Genomic DNA, 16,356 nt, shown 5'->3' with positions numbered 1-16,356 from the left:
TAAGAAGTCCGATCACGCCATGCCAAGCAGGCCGGCGGTCCAGGATCAGCGGAGGCGTTCGATGACCGGGCCGAACGCCTCCATGAACGGGGAGTGGACGGTGATGTAGGAGAAGCCGTACCGCTCGCGGCGCTCCCGCAGCTGCCCGGCGATCTCGTCCTCGGTGCCGATCAGCACGACGGGGCACTCCAGGACCTGCTCCACCGACAGGTAGGGCAGGGGGCAGGGGGCCGGCGGCCAGCTCCGCGGCGGCGGCCCGGCGGTCGCCGGTGATCTGCACCATCTGCACGAGCAGGTGGAGCTCCAGCCCGGCGAAGCGGTCGCCCGCGTGCTTCCGGACGAACTCCACCTGCTCGGCGGTCTGCTCCGCGGTCCCGAACCGGTAGGTGCCGGGCGGCTCCCCCTTGACCTGGTGGCCCCCCCGAGGCCGAGCTCCAGCCGTCCGCCGGAGAGCCGGTCGGCGCTGGCGACCTCGCGCGCCAGCAGGTGCGGCTTCCAGAACTCGTTGTTGAGGACGAGCGTGCCCACCCGCAGGCGCTCGGTCGCGTCCGCCGCGGCGACCATGGTGGGGAACGGGGCGGGCGCCCCCAGGTGGTCGGGGACCAGGGCCACGTCGAAGCCGGACCGGAAGGGCGCGACCGACGATTGTGTCATGCGGTGACGATATATCCGGTCTCGTAGGCGAAGATCACCGCTTGGGTGCGGTCGCGCGCCTGCAGCTTGGCGAGCACGTTCCCGACATGCGTCTTCACCGTCTGCGGGCTGACGAAGAGCTCGGCGGCGATCTCGGCGTTGGAGTGGCCGCGCGCCATCAGCCGCAGCACGTCGCCCTCCCGCTCGGTCAGCTGCCCGTGCCAGCGGGCACCCGTCCCGCCGCCCCGCCCCGCCCCGCGGTGCTCGGCCGCCAGCGCCCGGATCGCCGCCGGGAACAGCAGCGTGTCGCCGTGCACCACCATCCGGATCGCCCGCAGGATGTCCTCCGGCCGGGTCCGCTTGAGCAGGAACCCGTGCGCGCCGGCCTTGAGCGCGTCGTAGACGTACTCGTCGTTCTCGAACGTGGTGACCACGATGATCCGGGGCGGTTCGGGAACGTTCTCCAGGATGTGCCGGGTGGCCTGGATGCCGTCCAGCTTGGGCATCCGCACGTCCATCAGGATCACATCGGGCCGCAGCCGGGACACCTGCCCGGGCACCTCCGCGCCGTCGCCGGCCTCGCCGACCACCCGCAGATCCGGCTCGGCGTTGACGATCGCCGCCAGCCCGGCCCGGATCAGCCGCTCGTCGTCCACCAGCAGCACGCCGATCAAGCCCTCGCTCCGCTCGGTCATGACGCTCGCAGCGGCAGTGCGACCACCAGCCGCCAGTCACCGTCGGCGCCGGGCCCCGCGGTCATCGTGCCGCCCAGCGCGGTGACGCGTTCGCGCACCCCGCCCAGACCGCGCCGTCCGCTGTGGTGCCCGGCGGGCCGGGCGCCCGCGAGCGGATTGCTCATCTCCACCTCCAGCCGGTCGCCGCGCACCCCGATCCGGAGCCGCACCGGCACCATGCCGGCGTGCCGCAGCGCATTGGTCAGTCCTTCCTGGACGATCCGGTACGCCTCGCGCGAGACCGCGGCGGGCACCTGCTCAAGCTCGGCGCCCACGGCGGAGTCGAGCTTGACGCCCGCGATCCTGGTCTGCTCCAGCAGCCGGTCCAGATCCTTCAGGGTGGGCTGGGGCGCGGTGCGCGAGGGTGCGTCCTCGCGGAGCAGCCCCAGCACGTGGTCGAGGTCCTCCAGCGCCGAGCGGGCCGAGTCCTCGATCGCGCCGAGCGCCTCCCGGGCGAACTCCGGGTCGCTGTCGAGGACGCGGCCGGCCGCGCCCGCCTGCAAGGTGACGATGCTGAGCGCGTGGCCGACCGAGTCGTGCAGCTCGCGGGCCAGCCGGTTGCGCTCGGCGAGCCGCAGCGCGCGGGCCTCCAGCGCGGCCAGCCGCTCCGCGGCCGAGGGGCCCAGCAGGCGCGGGGCGAGCCGGGTCAGCAGCGTGCCCGCGCCCCCGATCGCCGCGAGCACGGCGGCCACCGCGGCCACCGCGCCGATCGGGAGGGTCCATTCGGACAGGCCCGCGGGCAGGTGGTTCGGGCCGAGGAACTGGTCTTCCCAGGTCACCATCGGCGCCAGGAACATCACCGCGGCGACCAGCGGGACCAGCAGGCTCAGCGCGCTGATCAGCACCCCGGCGTGCAGGTGCAGCGCGAACCACGCGCCGGTGCGGACCCGGGTCGCCCAGGTCCGGGCGGGGTTCACCGGCAGCTCGGCGATGGGTCCGGCCAGCAGCTCCTTGGCGGCGGCGCCCTCCAGCAGCCGGACGGCGGGCACCAGGCCGGTCACGAAAGCACCGAGGGGCGGCAGCACGAAGAAGATCAGGACGACCTGCGTGACCTGGCCGCCGAACGGCAGCGGAGGGACGATGCCCAGGCCGAGGAACCAGTACGGCATGAGCAGCGCGCCGCCCGCGACCAGGTAGGACCAGCGCCGCCAGTACGCCCGGCGGCCCAGCGGCGCCAGCGGACGGGCCGCGGGCCGGAGCAGCGCCCGCGGCCCGCGCCGGGGACGGACGTCGTCGCTGCTACCGGGGAACACGCCTTGATCCTGGCAGACCCGCGCACCCGGAGCCTCCCCCGGGAGGCCCGGCCCCCTCCCCCGCGCGGGTGATCTCAGCGTTCGCGGGACCGCTCGTCGCGTTCGGCGAGCTTGGCCAGCCGGGCGTTGTAGGCGCCGAGCTCGTCGTCCTCGTCGATCACGTCCGGTCCGGCGGCCGCGTCGCCGCCCGCCGCGGCGGCCCGTGCCGCGCGGCGCTCTTCGGCGCGGTCGGCCTTGCGGTCCAGCCGGCGGGCCTGCCGCTGGTCGTCGAAGTACCACTGGAACGCCATCGCGATCAGCACGATGAAGGTGGGGATCTCGCCGAAGCCCCAGGCGATGGCGCCGCCGGTGTGCTGGTCGCTCAGCGTCGAGGCGCCCCAGGGCGGGTCGACCGCGGTGTACCAGCCGCGCGCCAGCGGCTCCCCCAGGTTCATCAGCGCGATGCCGAAGAAGGCGTGGAACGGCATCGTGACGAACAGCAGCAGGATCCGTCCCGGGTACGGCAGCTTGCGCGGCGCCGGGTCGACGCCGATCAGCACCCAGAAGAACAGCGTGCCCGCGAGCAGGAAGTGCGCGCTCATCGCGATGTGCCCGAGATGGTTGCGCATCGCCGTCTCGAACAGCGGGGTGAAGTACAGCGCGAACGTGCTCACCACGAAGATCACCGTGGCCGTCGCCGGATGCGCGATGATCCCGGCCGCCCGGCTGTGCAGCGCGGCCGCCAGCCATTCGCGCGGGCCGCGGTCGCCGCGGATCCGCGCCGGTTTGAGGGCGCGCAGCGCCAGCGTGACGGGGGCGCCCAGCACCAGCAGGATCGGGGTCAGCATGTTCAGCACCATGTGCTGCACCATGTGCACGCTGAACAGGACCGGGGCGTACTTGGCGACGCCCGTCTGGGTGACGGTCACGATGGTGAGGACGCCGAGCAGCCAGGCGGCGGTGCGGCCGACCGGCCAGCGGTCGCCGCGCCGCCGCAGCCGGACGACCCCGGCCAGGTAGAGCCCGGCGAGCACGGCGGCCAGCACGGCGAAGAAGAAGTCGAACTGCCACAGCCCGGCCAGCCGTCCCGGCGTGATCGCGGGCGGCATGCCGTACCCGATGAGGGCCTCGACGGGCGACTCCTCGGCCGTGGGCGCGGGCGGCGCGGTTCGGGCCAGCGCCACCGCGAGCCCGGCGGTGGCGGCCATGACCGCGACCTCCACGGTGGCCAGCCGGGTGAAGGCGCCGGGCCGCCGTTCGGCGAGCGCGGGCAGCGTCCGGCCGCGGTGCCACCAGCCGAACCAGCCGAGCACCGCGAACGCGATCATCTTGCCGATCGCCAGCCGGCCGTAGTCGGTGCCCACCAGCTCGGACGGGTCGGGCAGCCGGGCGAGCACGTTGACCAGCCCGCTGGCGCCGACGGCGACGAAGCACCAGACGGCCATCCGGCTGAACCGGTCGGCGACGACGTCCAGCCGGTCCCGGCGCAGCAGCGCGTGCGCCCCGACCACGGCCAGCCCGCCGACCCAGGGGGCCACCGCGAGCACGTGCAGCGCCACGCCGGTGGTGGCGACCGAGTGGTTGGCCGACGAGGCGGAGTGCCCGGTCAGCGGCGGCGGCAGCAGCGCGATCCCGGCCACCGCCAGCAGCCCGAACGCGGCGGCGGGCGTGGCGGTGGTGCGCGCCAGCAGCGCGACGACCACAGCGAGCAGCACCACGATCATCAGCGCGGTGCCCTGCGGCAGCTGGCCGACGTAGCCGCTCAGCTCGCTGCCGGTGATGACCTGCCCGACCGGCTGGCCGAGCACGTCGGCGACGGTGAACACCAGCGTGGCCGCGGCGGCGGTAGCCCAGGCGGCGGCCAGCCAGGACGCGGCGCGCAGGTAGCCGGTCGCGTCCTCGCTCAGCCGCGGCACGTCCCGCGGGCCGTCCTTGGCCCGGCCGGAGCCCTCCAGGGGCAGCAGGGCCGCGGCGGCCAGCAGCGCGCCGACGGTGACCGCGGCGCAGAGGTTCATCGCGAGGCGGGACAGCGGCAGGCCCCAGCGGGTGACGGTGCCCGCGTCGCCCAGCCCCGGGATCACCTTCTCGGCCGCGGCGCCGCCCAGCACCAGCGCCACGACCAGCCCGGCGACGCCCGCGGCGACGGCGATCACGGCGGCGCGCAGCAGGTCGGGCCCGCCGTGGCCCGCCTTCTTCACCGCCTCTGCGGTCGCCTTACTCATCGCGTCCCCGCTTTGCCCGGCCCGCGCCAGGGCCGGGACCGGGGCCGGGGCCGGGGTGGTTGCGCTTGGCCCGGGACACGATCGCCATCCCGATGCCGATCCCGATCAGCGACCCGACGCCGAGCATGATCCAGGGGGGTCCCCCGGACTCCTTCTTCCCGCCCTCCGCGTCCTTTTCCGGAGCGGCGGCCGCGGGCGGGCCGCCGGCGGGGACGGCCTGGGCGGGCGCCGGAGCGGCCGTGAACGCGCCGAGCGCGAGGAGGAGCGCGGCGACGGTGACGGCGCGGCGCGCCCGCGGAAGGGGTATGAGGGTCGTCATGGGAAGCCGGGTTCTCTCGTACGGGTTCTCTCGCGGGCAATGAAGTCGTTCCCTACCCTACTGAGCCCTTGTCACAGGGTCGTCAGTACGTGCGCCCGGCCGTTCGCGCCGAACTCCGCCCGCAGCGCATCGGCCTGTTCAAGGGTGAGGGGCTCGTACGCCAGGGCGCGTCCGGGCCGCCGCCAGACGACCCCGCCGTGTCCGCTGGTGCCCGCGTCCCAGCGCGCCTTCCGCAGGGGCCGCTTGTCGACCTTGCCGGTCGCGGTCAGGGGCATCGCCCCGACGATCCGGACGAAGCGGGGCGCCCACTTGGTGCCCAGATCGGGCCGGGCCGCGAGGAACGCCGCGAACGCCCCGGCGTCGAACGGCCCTTCCCGCAGTTCCAGCGCCGCCATCACCTGGTCGCCCGTGCGCGGGTCCGGCACGGGGTAGACCGCGCACATCACCACCGGGTCCCAGCAGGACAGGATCCGCTCGACCGGCGCGGCGGCGAAGTTCTCGCCGTCGACGCGGAGCCGGTCGGCGCCCCGGCCGGCGAAGTAGAAGTAGCCCTCGGCGTCCCGGTAGCCGAGGTCGCCGCTCCAGTACTTGCCGTCGCGCACCCGTTCGGCGTCGGCCTCGGGGTTGTTGTAGTAGCCCTCGAACGCCCCCGCCGCGTTGAGCCCGACGATCTCGCCGATGGCCTCGCCGGGGTTGAGCAGGCCGCCGCTCGCGTCGAAGCGGGCCCGCTCGCACTCGGCCCCCGTCTGGCCGTCGAGGACGGCCACCTCCATGCCCTGCTGCGGGACGCCGAGCGCGTCCGGCGGCGTGTCCGGGGTCTTCTGCAGCGAGATCGCGCCCTCGCTGGACCCGTAGCCCTCGATGACGCGGCATCCGAAGCGGGCGGCGAAGCCGGCCAGGTCCTGGGCCGACGCCTCGGTGCCGAAGAGGGCCTGGAGGGTGTTGTCGGCGTCGTCGGGCCGTTCGGGCGTGGCGAGGATGTAGGCCAGCGCGCGGCCGACGTAGTTGAAGTAGGTGACCCCGTACCGGCGCACGTCGGGCAGGAAGCCCGAGGCGGAGAATTTGCGTCGCATGGCGACCGTGGCCCCGGCGTGCACGGCCATGGCGAGGTTGGCCATGACGGCGTTGCCGTGGAAGAGCGGCATCGCGATGTAGGTGACCGAGTCGCGGGTGATGCTCATCCGCTCGGCGTGCTGGGCGATGGCGGCGAGCCTGCCCTGTCCGCACGCGACCGCCTTGGGCGCCCCGGTCGAGCCGGAGGTGAACAGCAGGAGCAGCCGGTCCCCCGGGTCGGCCGGCACCGGCTCGGCGGGCCCGGGCAGGGCGGCCGCGTACGCGGCGGTGCCGGTCAGCAGGACGCCGCCGTCCGGGACGCCGGTGTCGAGGCCGTCCAGGAGCCCGGCGTGGGCGAAGTCGGTGACGATGAGGTCGCAGTCGGTGTGCCGGATGTCGGCGGCCAGCTCCGCCCCGCGCCGGGTCGGGTTGATGCCCACGACGGTGGCCCGGGCCAAGGCCGCCGCGCAGATCCAGAAGACGTACTCCGGGACGTTCTCCAGCAGGACGCCGACATGGCGGGGCCGTCCGGGCGGGGGCGGGCCGAGGGCGGCGAGCAGCCCGGCACGCCTGCGGGCCTCCCGCACGACCTCGGCCCACGTGTAGGACTCGTCCTCGAACAGCAGCCCGGGATGATCGTCCCCGGCCCGCGCCAGCACCATTTCCGCGAAGGTCGCGTTCGCCACCCCGCGAGGGTGTCACCCAAGCAGTCGCTTGGTCAAGCGCGTCAGCAGCCGTCGCAGGGGCAGCAGCAGTCGCAGCACCTGCAGCAGTCGCCGCAGTCGCCGCAGCCGTGCCGGGTGCACCAGCACCGATCTCCGCAGCTCTTGCCGTGGTGCTCGCTCCACTTCGGCTGGTAGACGCCGCAGGTGACGCAGACCAGCGAGCCCGTGAAGCAGGGGATGGGAAGGCCCGGCCGCGGCGGCCTGCCCCCCTTGCCGCCGTGGCCGCCACCGCCGAAACCCCAGCCGCCGCCACCGCCACCGCCGCCCGACCAGTCGCCGCCACCGCCGCCGTGCGCGCCGTGCCCCGGGTGTCCGGGCTGCGGGGGCGGGTACCCGCCCCCGTGCGGCTGCTGCGGCGGGTAGGGCTGCTGCGGGCCGTGCGGCCCCTGCGGCGGATAACCGGGCGCCCCGGGCGGGTACGCGGCGAAGACGCGGTCGACCGACCGCCCGACCTCGCGCTCCAGCAGCGCCCGCACCAGGCGCGGCTGCTCCACCTCCAGGTCGGCCAACGCCAACCGCAACCCCTGCAGCGCGTCGTCGCAGTAACGACGTGCCTGGGCCGGATCGGTCCCCGAGGCCAGCAATGGGTTGAACGCGCCCGACTCCATGTCCTCGTGGACGTCCTCGACCGCGTCGATCAGGTGCGCCAGCCGGCCGAAGAAGCGGCCCGCCTCCGCCAGGGTCTCGGCGTTGCCCTCCCGGCCGGCCAGCACCGCCGTGTGCGCGAACACCGCGGCGACGGCGGTCTCGGTCGGCTCGGTCAGCTCCAGCAGGCCCAGCCCGCCCCCCGCCGCCGACCGGGCCTCCAGCTCGGGCTGCCGGGCGACCGCGTCGCGCAGCACGGACGGGTCGAAGCCGACCGCCGCGCTCGTCCCGGCGCCCGCGGTGTCCCACCGGTCGGCCACCCGGCCCGCGGCCGCCGCGACCAGCCGGCGCCGGTACGGCCCGTCGCCGTCGGCCACATGGTCACGGGTCTTGCCCGCCGCCAGCAGCAGCGAGGCCGCCGCCGCCAGCTGCGCCCCTTGCGCCCGCGTCTCGACCACCTCGGCCGCCTTCATCCCGCGCAGCGCGCATGGCCCGGCCTTGCGGCGCGGCGACAGCTCCGGAGCCTGCGCCTCGACCAGCACCGACACCAGCAGCCCGTCGTAATTGGTGACAAGGCGGGCCGCCTGCCCGTGCTGGTCGCGCAGGGTCAGGCACAACCCGCACAGGTGGGCCATCCAGTCCTTGAACAAAGATCCGCACAAGACGTGCTTGCACGGCCGAACCACTCCGAACATCTCGGGGAGCACTCCTAGATCAGGCACTCGCGTTCTCGGCCAGGCCTATGCGCGAGCTACGACGGAACGTCATCGACACACCATCGACGCGACCGTCGCGGCGGAGGTTCCTCCGATCCGCGACCGGCCGGGCCGGCCCCGCCCTTCTCAGACCCCCGCGCAGGTCAGGGCGCGGCGGTAGGCGTCCAGCCGGGGCCCTTCCGGGGCGCCGGTCTCGGCCAGCAGCTCGGCCAGGTCGAACCAGGTCTGGGCGGCCTCCCGGGACGATTCCATCTGCTCCAGATGGGTCGCGGCCCGGGTGAGCACCTCGATCGCCCGCTCCCGGCGGCCCACCCGCGCGCACGCCTCGCCGAGCACGGTCAGCGCCCACGCGGTGGCCCGGCGCGGCGCGTCGCCCAGCAGCTCCAGCGCCTCCTCGGCCAGCGTCACCGCCTCGCCGGGACGGCCCAGCGCGGTCTCCGCCCGGGCCAGCTCGGTCAGGCACCAGGCCACGTCGATCTCCCCGGCCGAACTGGCGTTGATCTCGCCGCGGACCTGGCTGAGCAGGTCGCGGGCGCGGGCCGCCTCGCCCGGACGGGCGCGCAGCAGCAGCCCGGCGTACACGATCCGGAGCCGGGCCAGGTCGCGCGGGTCGTCGCTGGGCGCGACACCGCCCGGGACGTCCTTGCCGGCCAGCAGCAGCGCGCGCTCGGCCAGCGCGACGCCCTCCTCGTAGTCGCCGCGGATCTCGGCGACGTAGGCGGCCTCCCAGTACGCGGCCATCCGCGCCTTGGCGCTGCCGATCCGCTCGGCCCGCTCGACCAGCTGGCCGGCCAGCTGCCGGGCCCGGACCAGGTCGCCGCGCTCGATGAAGGCGGCCAGCAGCGCCGCGCCCAGGTGCACCGCGGCGTCGGTGGAGTCGGCGCCGGTGGCGATCAGGTGCCGCATCGCGTCCTCGGCGACCTCCACCCCCGCGCTGATGTCGCCGCGCTCGCGCAGGCAGCGGCTCAGCGCGACGTGCACCTTGGCCCAGTGGTCCAGATCGGCCTCGGCGGACGCCTCCGCGGTGAGCGCGCGCAGCCCGGAGATCGCCTCCTCCAGCTCGCCGGCCGCCTCCAGCGCCATCGCGTGCCCCCAGCGCGCCTGGTGCAGCATGTCCGGCAGCGCGACCGCGTCGGCGTTGGCCAGCACCTCGGCGAACCGGGCCCGGGCCTCCTCGGCGGCGCCGTTCTGCAGCGCGATCTCGGCATAGTCGAGCGTCACCCGCAGCTGGTCGACCACGTCCTCGCTGACCCCGCTCACCAGGTAGGTGGGCGAGCAGTTCAGCTTGGCCGCGAGCAGGTCGATCACGCTCGGCGCGGGCACCCGCTTGTCGCTCTCGATCAGCGAGATATAGCTGTCGGACAGCTCTGGGAAGGCGAGCTGCGCCTGGCTGACACCCTGCCGGATGCGCAGCGCTCTGATGCGCTGCCCCAGTGTCTCCCGATCCATCGTGTGACCACCGCCTACGAGGTTGTGCTCCAAGGTTCCGCACCGGGTCGCGCGCTCCGGCCCCTCACCGCCGCATCGCCCGCAGCGCGAGGAAGAAGTCGACCCGATCTTCCAGTGTGCCCAGATCGCGACCCGTCAGCTCCTCGATTCGGCGGATCCGGTACCGAAGCGTGTTCACGTGGACGTGCAGCCGGGTGGCCGTGCGGTTCCACGAGCCCGAGCAGGACAGGAAGACCTCCAGGGTGTGCAGCAGCTCGGCCTGCCGGACGCTGTCGTACTCCTCCAGCGGCCCGAGCAGCCGGGTGCGGAACGACCAGCGGGTCTGCTCGGGGACCGAGGCCAGCAGCAGCGCGTAGGAGTCGACGTCCCCTATGTCGGCCGGCGGTCTGGAACGGTCCGGCGTCCGGTCGCGCGGACGACCCTTCGCATCCGCTTGGTCGCCGAGAGCACCCACAGACTGTCGCATTCGCACCAAGGCAGGCTATAGCGGACTTGGTCGGTCACGCAGCGCTCCCCCGAAGTCGGCGGAGAGTTCACGGGCTGCTGTACTTACGGCATGACCGCGTCCACCCCTTCGACCGACCCGACCGATCACGGTGCCGGGCACCCGTCCCTCCACGTGTCCACCCATGTCCTCGACACCCAGCGCGGGCGGCCCGCGGCCGAGGTGCCGGTACGGCTCGACGCCTACGACGGCACCACCTGGCGGCCCCTCGCGGAGGGTGCGACCGACGCCGACGGCCGCTGGACGGCCCCGGCGGAGGGCGACGCGGCGGACGGCCCCCGGCCGGGCAACGGGACCTACCGGCTGCGGTTCGGAACCGGCGTCTACTTCGCGGCGCTCGGCGTCCCGACCTTCTACCCCGAGGTGAGCATCATCTTCACGATCGCCGACAGCGGGGAGCGGCATCACGTTCCGCTGCTGCTGAGCCCGTTCGGCTACTCCACGTATCGCGGGAGCTGAGAGGCCCTGGGCCACTCCCCACGTTTGGACGGCGCGGCGGGCCTTCTGGGTGTCAAATAGTGCCTTCATGGCGTAAGCAGAAGGTAGGGCCTACCCCCGGCGCGAAAGGCGTGGCTGTGTCGTCCGCGGACTCTCCCCCAGACCACCCCCCGGGCGGTCACGTCCTGCTCGCGCCGGACAAGTTCAAGGGCTCGCTCACCGCGCCGGAGGTCGCCCGCCATCTCGCCGCCGGGCTGCGCCGCGCCCGGCCGCACGCGCCGATCGTCGAGCTGCCGGTCGCCGACGGCGGCGACGGCACCGCCGAGGCGGTCATCGCGGCGGGCTGGCGCCGGGTCGAGGTGGAGGTGCGCGGCCCCACCGGCCGTCCGGTCACCGCGTCGCTGGCCGTCGACGGCCGGCGCGCGGTGGTGGAGCTGGCCGAGGCGTCGGGGCTGCGCCGGCTGCCCGGCGGACGGCCCAGCCCGCTCAACGCGACCAGCCTCGGCACCGGCCAGATGCTCGCGCACGCGCTGCGGCTGGGCGCGCGGAGGATCGTGCTCGGCGTGGGCGGCGCCGCCTGCACCGACGGCGGCGCCGGCCTGGTGCAGGGCCTGGGCGGGCGGCTGCTGGACGCGCTCGGCAAGGACCTCCCGCCGGGCGGGGCGGCGCTGCGGTCGCTGCACCGGCTGGATCTGCGCGGAATGCCCGACCTTTCGGGGGTCCGGGTCATCATCGCCGGCGACCCGGAGGGAACGCTGCTGGGCCGCAACGGCTCGGCGGCCGGGCAGGCCCGCCGCCGCGGCGCGGGCCGCGAGGAGATCCGGGTCCTGGACGCCGGGCTGCGCCGCTGGGCCGACCTGGCGGAGGCGGCGTCCCGCACCGCCGCGCGCGACCGTCCGGGCGCCGGGGCCGCGGGCGGGGTCGGGTTCGCCGCGCTGGCGTTCCTGGGCGCGACCGTGGAGCCCGGCATCGGCCTCATGCTCGACCTGCTCGGTTTCGTCGGCAAGGCCAAGGGCGCCCGCCTGGTGGTGACCGGCGAGGGCTGCCTGGACGTCCAGTCGCTGCGCGGCCGGGCGCCGATCGGGGTGGCGCGGGCGGCGGCCCGCGCGGGAGTGCCGGCGATCGCCGCCGTGGGACGCCGCGGGCTGACCGGCGAGCAGGCCCGCAAGGCGCGCCTGCAGGCGGTGTACGCGCTGACCGACATCGAGCCGGACGCCGCGCGCTGCATGCGCCAGGCGGGCCCGTTACTGGAGCAGCTCACCGTCGCGATCGCCGACGAGTGGCTGCCCCGCGGCCGTCCGGCGGGCCCCGCGCGGATGTGACCGGCTCCTTTTCGTCGCGATAAAGATCCTCAACTGGAGGGCGCCGCGATACGCACCCGTTTACGATCGTTTGCGACGGAGCGCGAACCCGCGGCAGTGGTCGCGCGCATGGGGTCGGCAGGGGCGGAAGGCACGCTGATGGCGGAGCAGGATTACGACTGGGCCTCGCTCGGGATCGACGTCACCAAGCCCAGCATCGCGCGGGCCTACGACGTCGTCCTGAACGGCAAGGACAACTTCGAGGTCGATCGCGCCTTCGTCGACGAGATCATCAAGATCGTCCCGGAGCTGTACGACGTCGCCGCCTACAACCGGCAGATCCTCGGCCGCGGCGTGCGCTTCCTGACCGGGACGGTGGGCCTGCGCCAGTTCCTCGACCTGGGGTCGGGCCTGCCGACCGTGCAGAACACCCACCAGGTCGCCCAGTCGGTGGCCGCCGACGCACGGGTGGTCTACGTCGACAACGATCCGATCGTGCTGGCGCACGGCCGGGCGCTGCTGGCCGAGAACGACCGGACCACGGTCGTCACGGCCGACGTGCGGGAGCCGGAGGCCATCCTGGCCGACCCCGCGGTGCGGCGGCTGATCGACTTCGCCGAGCCGGTGGCGGTGATGGTGGTCGGGATCCTGCACCACCTGCACGACTCGGAGGGCCCGCAGCGGATCGTGGAGACGCTGATGGACGCGGTGCCCTCGGGCAGCCACCTCTTCCTCACCCACTTCTGCGCCTCCAGCGAGGAGGCCCGCGCCGCCGAGGAGCAGTACCTGGCGCTGCTGGGCACCGGCCGCTTCCGCACCCCCGAGGAGATCACCGCCTACTTCGACGGGCTGGAGCTGCTGGAACCGGGCGTGGTGCCGCTGCCGCTGTGGCGCCCCGAGGAGGAGGTCCCCGCGGAGCTGACGGTCGGGCACCGGCTCATGTACGGCGGGATCGCCCGCAAGCCGTAGCCCCAGGCCACCGCCCCGCCCGGCCTTGACACGCTGTCAGCAGAACCCGACCTTCCTTTACACGCTGCCAATGGCGTGTCGGGTGCCGCACCCCGCACGCTGAAAGCCTAGGCCGGTCCGCGGCCGGTCCGCGGCGGCGAGGTGCAGAGAGGCTGCAGCGATGAAGGTCGGCGTACCGCGCGAGATCAAGAACCACGAATACCGGGTGGCGATCACCCCTGCCGGGGTGCACGAGTTCACCCGCCGCGGGCACGAGGTGTTCGTCGAACGCGGGGCGGGCCTGGGCTCGGCCATCCCCGACGACGACTACACCGCCGCCGGCGCCAAGATCCTGGAGGGCGCCGACGAGGTCTGGGCCGAGGGCGACCTGATCCTCAAGGTCAAGGAGCCGGTCGCCGCCGAGTACCACCGGATCCGCCGCGGCCAGACCCTGTTCACCTACCTGCACCTGGCCGCGTCCCGGGAGTGCACCGACGCGCTGCTGTCGTCCGGCGTGACCGCGATCGCCTACGAGACCGTCCAGCTGCCCGGCGGCGCGCTCCCGCTGCTGGCCCCCATGTCCGAAGTGGCCGGGCGCCTCGCCCCGCAGGTCGGCGCGTACGCGCTGATGCGCTCCAACGGCGGCCGCGGAGTGCTGCCCGGCGGCGTGCCCGGCACCGCACCGGCCCGCGTCACGGTGATCGGCGGCGGGGTGTCCGGCCTGAACGCGGCGCAGATCGCGGTCGGAATGGGCGCGGAGGTCACCGTCCTGGACGTCAACGTCGACCGGCTCCGCCACATCGACGAGCTCTACCAGGGCCGGCTGCGGACGCTGGTGTCCAACGCCTACACCGTCGAGCAGGAGGTCCGCGCCGCCGACCTGGTGATCGGCGCGGTGCTGATCCCCGGCGCCAAGGCCCCCACCCTGGTCCCGAACGCGCTGGTGGCCGCGATGAAGCCGGGCTCGGTCCTGGTCGACATCGCGATCGACCAGGGCGGCTGCTTCGAGGACTCCCGTCCCACCACGCACGACGCGCCCACTTACAAGGTGCACGGGTCGATCTTCTACTGCGTGGCGAACATGCCCGGCTCGGTGCCCAACACCTCCACGCACGCGCTGACCAACGTCACACTGCCGTACGCGCTGGAGATCGCCGACAAGGGCTGGCGGGGCGCGCTGCGCGCCGACCCGGCGCTGATCCACGGCCTCAACGCGCACGACGGCGTGCTCACCTACGACCACGTCGCCGAGGCGCACGGCCTCCCCCACGTCCCCGCCGAGTCCGTCCTGCGCTGAGCGGCCCGACCTGCGGCGGGCCGTACAGTGGGCCCATGGGGGAAGTGGTCATTCTGCGGCACGGCGAGACCGAATGGAGCCGGGCCGGGCGGCACACCGGGCGCACCGACATTCCGCTGACCGAGCGCGGTACGGAGCAGGCGCGGGCGCTGGAGCCGGTGGCGGGCACCCGGACCTTCGCCCGGGTGCTGTCCAGCCCCGCCGCGCGCGCCCGCCGCACCGCCGAACTGGCCGGACTGGCGGTCGACGAGACCGACCCCGACCTCTGGGAGTGGGACTACGGCGGGTACGAGGGGATCACCAGCGCGCGGATCCGCGCGGAGCGGCCCGGCTGGTTCCTGTGGGACGACGGCGTGATCCCCGGGGACGCCGACCATCCCGGCGAGACGGTCGGACGGGTCGGCGAGCGGGCCGACGCCGTGCTGGCGCGGATCCGGCCGCTGCTGGCGGGCGGCGATGTGGCACTGGTCGCGCACGGGCACGTGCTGCGCGTGCTGACCGCGCGCTGGCTCGGCCTGGAGCCCTCCGCCGGACGGCTGTTCGCGCTCGAGACCGGTACGCTCTCGGCGCTCGGCACCGAGCACGACCGGCCGGTGATCAGCTCCTGGAACGTCCCGCCGCCGGACGCCGCGGGCCCCGGCTGACCGCCGCCCGGCGCCCGCCCCTCGCGGTGACCGCCCCGCTCACCGCGAGGGGCGGAACGTCCCCGCGGGCGTATACCGTTACCCGTAGGGGGTTGATCCCCCGGCGGGACCACCAGGGACGGCACCCTCCGGAGCGATTGCGAGGACGACCATGACCACCAGCGAGACCCCCACGCGCGAAGCCGCACGCGAAGAGGCCCCGGCACGCACCGACACGCCCACGCGCGGCTACACCGCGACCAAGGACCAGCTCCAGACCCGGCTGCGGCGGATCGAGGGCCAGGTGCGGGGCATCGAGCGGATGGTCGACGACGACCGCTACTGCATCGACGTGCTGACCCAGATCAGCGCCATCCAGGCCGCCCTGGACAAGGTGGCGCTCGGCCTGCTCGACGGGCACGTGCGGCACTGCGTGGCCGAGGGCGCCGAGGAGGGCAAGTCCGACGTCATGTCCACCGAGCTGATGGCCGCCGTCGGCCGGCTCATGCGCCGCGGCTGACCGGTGCGGTCGGGCCGTCGGGCCGTCGGGCCGTTCGGGGTGTTCCGGCCGTCAGGACGCGACGACCAGCGGCCTGGGGGTCTCCTCCCGCTCCCGGATCAGCTCCCGGGCGCGCAGCGCGTCCGGCTGGTAGCGCAGCCGCTCCGGGATGACCCGCGTGGTGCGGTAGAGGCCCTTCAGCGTGAGCGTCGCCGCCAGGTCGGAGGTAGGCAGGCCGGGTAGCCCGTACATCCGCCGCGCCCAGCGCGGCAGCGTGGAGACGACCAGCACGCCGATGCCGGGCGCGGCCAGCTTGAGCGGGAGCAGCTGCCGCGGCACGTTCGGGTTGAACATCCGCAGCAGGCCCTCGCGCGCCTCCCGGCACGCCCAGACGTGATTGCGCATCTCCTTGTAGTACGCCTTCATCTCGGCGACGGAGGCGGGCACGTCGGCGGGGTCGAGACCGACCACGGCCGCGGCGCGGCGCTGCTCGTCCACGAACCGGTCGGCGTCGGCGTCGCTCAGCGGCACCCCGGCCCGGCGCGCCACGTCGAGGTAGGAGTCGACCTCGCCCATGTGCACCCAGAGCAGGTTCTCCGGCTCGTCGATCCGGAACGTCTCGCCGGTGCGGAGGTCGAGCCCGGTCAGCTTGGAGTGCAGCTTGCGGACCCGGCGGCCCACCCGCTCGACCTCGTCGAGGCTCCCCCACGTGCGGACCCGGACGAACTCGACCGTGCGGCCGAGCCGGGCCCAGGCCGCGTTGGGGTCCATCAGCTCGGAGTTCTGCGCGGTGCCCCACATCGACTTCGGGTGCAGCGCCTGCAGCAGCAGGGCGCGGATACCGCCGATCATCAGGACGGGCTCGCCCATGACCCGCCAGGTCACCGATTCCGGCCCGAACAGGCCGTGGTCACCGCGCTCGTCGTCATGCACCCTCGTCCGACCTCCTCGACAGGGACCCGCCACCCAAAGGTAACCAAAGACTTATTTGCCCGGATATGAGGCAGGTCACACCGCACGCCGGAAGGAGGAGGCACCACAGCACACCTAGGGCCTGAATCGAAAATCAACCCCAGG

At 74.2% G+C, this 16,356-nt stretch carries 15 protein-coding genes and 1 pseudogene; 6 read left to right on the top strand and 10 right to left on the bottom strand.

Annotation, left to right across the window (positions count from 1 at the left end; genetic code table 11):
* Positions 1–45: 45 nt before the first annotated feature.
* The 9 genes and pseudogenes from ABD340_RS21015 to ABD340_RS20975 form a co-directional block, all read right to left on the bottom strand.
* A complete protein-coding gene (locus ABD340_RS21015; protein ID WP_344590929.1) occupies positions 46–654 on the bottom strand; it encodes an LLM class flavin-dependent oxidoreductase in 609 nt (202 codons plus the stop codon).
* A complete protein-coding gene (locus ABD340_RS21010; protein ID WP_344590927.1) occupies positions 651–1,328 on the bottom strand; it encodes a response regulator in 678 nt (225 codons plus the stop codon). The genes ABD340_RS21015 and ABD340_RS21010 overlap by 4 nt, the downstream gene beginning before the upstream one ends.
* Positions 1,325–2,620, bottom strand: a complete 1,296-nt coding sequence (locus ABD340_RS21005) for a sensor histidine kinase (protein WP_344590926.1) — start codon at positions 2,618–2,620, stop codon at positions 1,325–1,327. Before ABD340_RS21005 ends, ABD340_RS21010 begins: the two co-directional genes overlap by 4 nt.
* Positions 2,621–2,694: 74 nt before the next feature.
* Entirely contained in the window at positions 2,695–4,821 is a 2,127-nt protein-coding gene (locus tag ABD340_RS21000; RefSeq protein WP_344590924.1) for a bifunctional copper resistance protein CopD/cytochrome c oxidase assembly protein, read from the bottom strand.
* The gene (locus ABD340_RS20995; protein ID WP_344590923.1) at positions 4,814–5,140 is read right to left on the bottom strand and encodes a hypothetical protein; all 327 of its coding nucleotides are present in this window, start codon (positions 5,138–5,140) and stop codon (positions 4,814–4,816) included. Before ABD340_RS20995 ends, ABD340_RS21000 begins: the two co-directional genes overlap by 8 nt.
* A gap of 71 nt (positions 5,141–5,211) precedes the next feature.
* Positions 5,212–6,879, bottom strand: a complete 1,668-nt coding sequence (locus tag ABD340_RS20990; protein WP_344590921.1) for an AMP-binding protein — start codon at positions 6,877–6,879, stop codon at positions 5,212–5,214.
* A 41-nt stretch (positions 6,880–6,920) separates the two neighbouring features.
* Positions 6,921–8,198, bottom strand: coding sequence for a DUF5685 family protein (locus ABD340_RS20985; RefSeq protein ID WP_344590919.1), 1,278 nt, complete (start codon positions 8,196–8,198; stop codon positions 6,921–6,923).
* A 147-nt stretch (positions 8,199–8,345) separates the two neighbouring features.
* Positions 8,346–9,668, bottom strand: a complete 1,323-nt coding sequence (locus tag ABD340_RS20980; RefSeq protein ID WP_344590917.1) for a tetratricopeptide repeat protein — start codon at positions 9,666–9,668, stop codon at positions 8,346–8,348.
* A 64-nt stretch (positions 9,669–9,732) separates the two neighbouring features.
* A pseudogene (locus tag ABD340_RS20975) lies at positions 9,733–10,035 on the bottom strand (PucR family transcriptional regulator); the annotation flags it as partial.
* A 189-nt stretch (positions 10,036–10,224) separates the two neighbouring features.
* Between ABD340_RS20975 and uraH the strand changes: the two are divergent.
* The 6 genes from uraH to ABD340_RS20945 all read left to right on the top strand — a co-directional run bounded on the left by uraH (position 10,225) and on the right by ABD340_RS20945 (position 15,300).
* Positions 10,225–10,632: a hydroxyisourate hydrolase gene (gene uraH / locus ABD340_RS20970; RefSeq protein ID WP_344590916.1), complete on the top strand. Its 408-nt coding sequence runs from the start codon at positions 10,225–10,227 to the stop codon at positions 10,630–10,632.
* Between the two features lie 116 nt (positions 10,633–10,748).
* A complete protein-coding gene (locus ABD340_RS20965) occupies positions 10,749–11,933 on the top strand; it encodes a glycerate kinase (RefSeq protein ID WP_344590915.1) in 1,185 nt (394 codons plus the stop codon).
* Positions 11,934–12,071: 138 nt separating this feature from the next.
* On the top strand, positions 12,072–12,881 hold the full coding sequence (locus tag ABD340_RS20960; protein ID WP_344590914.1) for an SAM-dependent methyltransferase: 810 nt from the start codon (positions 12,072–12,074) through the stop codon (positions 12,879–12,881).
* Between the two features lie 160 nt (positions 12,882–13,041).
* Entirely contained in the window at positions 13,042–14,157 is a 1,116-nt protein-coding gene (ald, locus tag ABD340_RS20955; RefSeq protein ID WP_344590912.1) for an alanine dehydrogenase, read from the top strand.
* Positions 14,158–14,192: 35 nt separating this feature from the next.
* Positions 14,193–14,801, top strand: a complete 609-nt coding sequence (locus ABD340_RS20950; RefSeq protein ID WP_344590911.1) for a histidine phosphatase family protein — start codon at positions 14,193–14,195, stop codon at positions 14,799–14,801.
* Between the two features lie 151 nt (positions 14,802–14,952).
* Positions 14,953–15,300 (top strand): metal-sensitive transcriptional regulator, encoded by a 348-nt coding sequence (locus ABD340_RS20945; protein WP_344590910.1) that lies wholly within the window; start codon positions 14,953–14,955, stop codon positions 15,298–15,300.
* A 51-nt stretch (positions 15,301–15,351) separates the two neighbouring features.
* Here ABD340_RS20945 and ABD340_RS20940 read toward each other — a convergent pair whose 3' ends face one another.
* A complete protein-coding gene (locus tag ABD340_RS20940) occupies positions 15,352–16,212 on the bottom strand; it encodes an oxygenase MpaB family protein (RefSeq protein ID WP_344590909.1) in 861 nt (286 codons plus the stop codon).
* Between the last annotated feature and the right edge of the window lie 144 nt (positions 16,213–16,356).

The sequence above is a fragment of the Actinomadura vinacea genome (assembly GCF_039532545.1).
GTDB classification, from domain to species: domain Bacteria; phylum Actinomycetota; class Actinomycetes; order Streptosporangiales; family Streptosporangiaceae; genus Spirillospora; species Spirillospora vinacea.
Note: the sequence above shows the minus strand (reverse complement) of the source record. Positions and strands in the feature narration are given on the sequence as shown.

What these genes read in the sequence shown, in the direction of transcription:
- uraH (WP_344590916.1), top strand. Translation starts at nt 10,225, where the DNA reads ATGACCGCGTCCACCCCTTCGACCGACCCGACCGATCACGGTGCCGGG.
- ABD340_RS21015 (WP_344590929.1), bottom strand. Translation starts at nt 654, where the DNA reads ATGACACAATCGTCGGTCGCGCCCTTCCGGTCCGGCTTCGACGTGGCC.
- ABD340_RS20995 (WP_344590923.1), bottom strand. Translation starts at nt 5,140, where the DNA reads ATGACGACCCTCATACCCCTTCCGCGGGCGCGCCGCGCCGTCACCGTC.
- ABD340_RS20960 (WP_344590914.1), top strand. Translation starts at nt 12,072, where the DNA reads ATGGCGGAGCAGGATTACGACTGGGCCTCGCTCGGGATCGACGTCACC.
- ABD340_RS21010 (WP_344590927.1), bottom strand. Translation starts at nt 1,328, where the DNA reads ATGACCGAGCGGAGCGAGGGCTTGATCGGCGTGCTGCTGGTGGACGAC.
- ald (WP_344590912.1), top strand. Translation starts at nt 13,042, where the DNA reads ATGAAGGTCGGCGTACCGCGCGAGATCAAGAACCACGAATACCGGGTG.
- ABD340_RS20980 (WP_344590917.1), bottom strand. Translation starts at nt 9,668, where the DNA reads ATGGATCGGGAGACACTGGGGCAGCGCATCAGAGCGCTGCGCATCCGG.
- ABD340_RS20950 (WP_344590911.1), top strand. Translation starts at nt 14,193, where the DNA reads ATGGGGGAAGTGGTCATTCTGCGGCACGGCGAGACCGAATGGAGCCGG.
- ABD340_RS20945 (WP_344590910.1), top strand. Translation starts at nt 14,953, where the DNA reads ATGACCACCAGCGAGACCCCCACGCGCGAAGCCGCACGCGAAGAGGCC.
- ABD340_RS20985 (WP_344590919.1), bottom strand. Translation starts at nt 8,198, where the DNA reads ATGTTCGGAGTGGTTCGGCCGTGCAAGCACGTCTTGTGCGGATCTTTG.
- ABD340_RS21000 (WP_344590924.1), bottom strand. Translation starts at nt 4,821, where the DNA reads ATGAGTAAGGCGACCGCAGAGGCGGTGAAGAAGGCGGGCCACGGCGGG.